Origin of the sequence: Bordetella petrii (assembly GCF_020991325.1) — a bacterium.
Lineage (GTDB): Bacteria > Pseudomonadota > Gammaproteobacteria > Burkholderiales > Burkholderiaceae_B > Bordetella_A > Bordetella_A petrii_E.
Genome location: NZ_JAJMLX010000401.1, coordinates 1 through 3,044 on the forward strand (window position 1 = coordinate 1; position 3,044 = coordinate 3,044).

The window sequence follows — 3,044 nt, forward strand, 5'->3', positions numbered from 1 at the left end:
CGCCGCGTCCGGCGGCACGGCCCCCCAAGACCCGGCCACCGCGGCCCACGATCCCGGCCCCGCCAAGCCGGGCCGCCACGCTTGACTCCACCGCGACCGCACCCATGACCACGCTGATCTGCGATTGCAACCGCACCATGCCCTTGGCGCCCGATGAACTGGGCCGCGCGCTGGACACCACTCTGGCGCCGCATTCCTTGCTGTGCCGCAGCCAGGCGGGCGATTTCCAGCAAGCCGTGCGCGGCACCGAGCCCGTGGTGGTGGCCTGTACCCAGGAAAAGCGCATGTTCGGCGAACTGGGCCAGGCCACCGAGGGGGCCGTGGCGCCGGTGAAGTTCGTCAATATCCGGGAAACCGGCGGCTGGAGCCGCGACGCCGCGCAGGCCATGCCCAAGCTGGCGGCCTTGCTGGCGGCGGCGCATCTGCCCGAGCCCGACCCGGTGGCCACCGTCACGTATCGCAGCGCGGGCCGCCTGCTGATCATCGGGCCGCTGGGCCAGGCCGAACAGGCCGCCAGCCTGTTGCATGACGCCCTGGACATTACCCTGTTCGTGCAGGGCCAGGGGCGTGACGGCGGCGCCCAGCCGCGCCGCTATCCCGTGCTGGCCGGCAGGCTGGACCGCCTGGAGGGCCGGCTGGGCGCCTTCGAACTGGCCTGGTCGCAAGACAACCCCATCGACCTGGACTTGTGCACGCGCTGCAATGCCTGCCTGGCCGCTTGTCCCGAAGGCGCCATCGGCTTCGACTACCAGGTGGATCTGCAGCGATGTACCTCGCACCGCGATTGTGAGAAGTCCTGTACGGCGGCGGGCGCCATCGATTTCCAGCGCCCGCCTCGCCAGTTCACCGAGCACTACGACCTGGTGCTGGACCTGGGCGCCACCCCGCAAATGCGCCGCCACGAGCTTCCGCAGGGTTATTTCACCTGGAACGGCAGCGACCCCGGCGTATTGCTGAAGCTGCGCGAGCTGGTGGGCGAATTCGAAAAACCCAAGTTCTTCGACTACAAGCAATCGCTGTGCGCCCACAGCCGCAACGAAACCGTGGGCTGCCGCGCCTGTGTGGATATCTGTTCCGCCGAAGCCATCCGCAGCGATACGCGCCGCCAGCAGATCGTGGTGGATGCGCACCTGTGCGCCGGTTGCGGCGCCTGTACCACCGTATGCCCCACCGGCGCCATGTCGTACACCTATCCGCGCAACCCCGACCAGGGCCGCAAGCTGCGCACCGTGCTGTCCACCTATGCCAGGGCGGGCGGCCGCGACGCGGTGCTGCTGCTGCACAGCCAGCAGGCCGGACAGCAGTTGGTGGAAACGCTGGGCCGCGCGGCGCAGCTGAAACTGGCGCACGGCGTGCCCGCCAACGTCATTCCGCTGCCGCTGTGGCATACCGCCAGCCTGGGGCCAGACCTTTGGTTCAGCGCGCTGGCGTTTGGCGCCACCCAGGTGGCCGTGCTGCTGACCGACGAGGAGGCCCCCCAGTATCGCGACGGGCTGGCCGCGCAAATGGACACGGCCCAGGCCATCATGAACGGCCTGGGCTATGGCGGCCGGCACCTGCATCTGCTGCAGGCTGCCACGCCGGGCGCGCTGGATGCCCAGTTGCTGCAAATTGCCCGGCAGGCACCCGATGTGCCTGCCCAGGCGGCGCGCTTCGCGGTGGCGCCGGAAAAGCGCGCCACCCTGAACCTGGCCCTGGACCACCTGATCGCCCAGGCGCCCGTGCAACTGCCGCAGGAAATCGCGCTGCCGGCCGGCGTCCCCGGTACGGGGGCGGCGTTCGGCGCCGTGGCCGTCAATACCGATACCTGTACGCTGTGCATGAGCTGTGTCAGCGCCTGTCCGGCCAATGCGCTGCAAGACAACGCTCAACTTCCGCAATTGCGTTTCATAGAAAAAAATTGTGTGCAGTGCGGATTATGTGAAAAAACTTGCCCGGAAGACGCTATCCAGCTGGTGCCGCGCCTGTTGCTTACCTCGCGCCGCAAAGAAACCGTGGTGCTCAACGAGACCCAGCCTTTCCACTGTGTGCGGTGCAGCAAGCCTTTTGGCACGCAGAAGGGCGTAGACGCCATGCTGCAGCGGCTGGCCGGCCACGCCATGTTCCAGGGAGCGGCGCTGGAGCGCCTGAAGATGTGCGGCGACTGCCGCGTCATCGACCTGTATTCCTCGTCCGACGAAGCCCGCATCACCGATCTATGAACGCTACCGTGCCCGCCGCCTCTTTCCCCGCCGGCCTTGACGAAGACAGCGCGCGCGCCGATATCTACGGCCTGCTGGCCCGCCTGTACTACGCGCCGCCATCGCAAGCCCTGTTGCAGCCCTTGCGCGACGCGCCGGCGGCGCCGCCGGGCAGCCTGCTGGAGGCCTCGTGGAATGCGTTGGCCGAGTGCGCGCGGCAGATGGACACGCGGGCGGTGCAGGCGGAATACGACGCCTTGTTCGGCGGCGTGGGCAAGCCCGAGGTCTATCTGTTCGCCTCGCACTACTTGGCGGGATTCCTGAACGAAAAGCCCCTGGTGGCCCTGCGCGGCGACCTGGCTGCCCTGGGCCTGGAACGCGACCCATCGGTGTCCGACACCGAAGACCATATCGCCTATCTGTGCGAGATCATGCGCATGCTGGCCACCGGCCAGCACGGCCAGGGCATCAGCCTGGACCAGCAGAAAGCCTTCTTCCGCACCCATCTCCATCCGTGGATAGACGATTTGTGCAGCGCAATCATTGCCCAGCCTGCCGCGCGCTTCTACGCCGGGCTGGCCGAAGTGACGCGCGATTTTGCAAATATCGAGGCCCAGGGTTTCGACATGCTGCCGTAGCGCAGCACAAGATTTCACCGACGGCAGGATGTTTCCGGCGACGATTGCCGGATCCGTTGGTGTAGGGGTACAGTATGCAAAGTACTTCATATCTCGCTGCCCCCAAGGAGACCAACGTGGCCCAGGACAAACCTCGACTGACGCGCCGGGTATTTCTGGCGGGCGCCGCCACGGCGGCTACGGCCGGGGCCGCGGCCACCCTGCCAGGGGCACGCCCGGTGTCGCC

General features: G+C 67.5%; 2 protein-coding genes. Both read left to right on the top strand.

The annotated features are described in order from the left end of the window. The first annotated feature begins 104 nt into the window (after window positions 1–104). Window positions 105–2,201: a 4Fe-4S binding protein gene (locus LPZ50_RS23640; protein WP_230665300.1), complete on the top strand. Its 2,097-nt coding sequence runs from the start codon at window positions 105–107 to the stop codon at window positions 2,199–2,201. After that, window positions 2,198–2,818: a TorD/DmsD family molecular chaperone gene (locus LPZ50_RS23645; protein WP_230665301.1), complete on the top strand. Its 621-nt coding sequence runs from the start codon at window positions 2,198–2,200 to the stop codon at window positions 2,816–2,818. The genes LPZ50_RS23640 and LPZ50_RS23645 overlap by 4 nt, the downstream gene beginning before the upstream one ends. The last annotated feature ends 226 nt before the right edge of the window (window positions 2,819–3,044 follow it).

Excerpts from the sequence above, each read along its gene's own strand:
- LPZ50_RS23640 (WP_230665300.1), top strand. The coding sequence starts at position 105 with ATGACCACGCTGATCTGCGATTGCAACCGCACCATGCCCTTGGCGCCC.
- LPZ50_RS23645 (WP_230665301.1), top strand. The coding sequence starts at position 2,198 with ATGAACGCTACCGTGCCCGCCGCCTCTTTCCCCGCCGGCCTTGACGAA.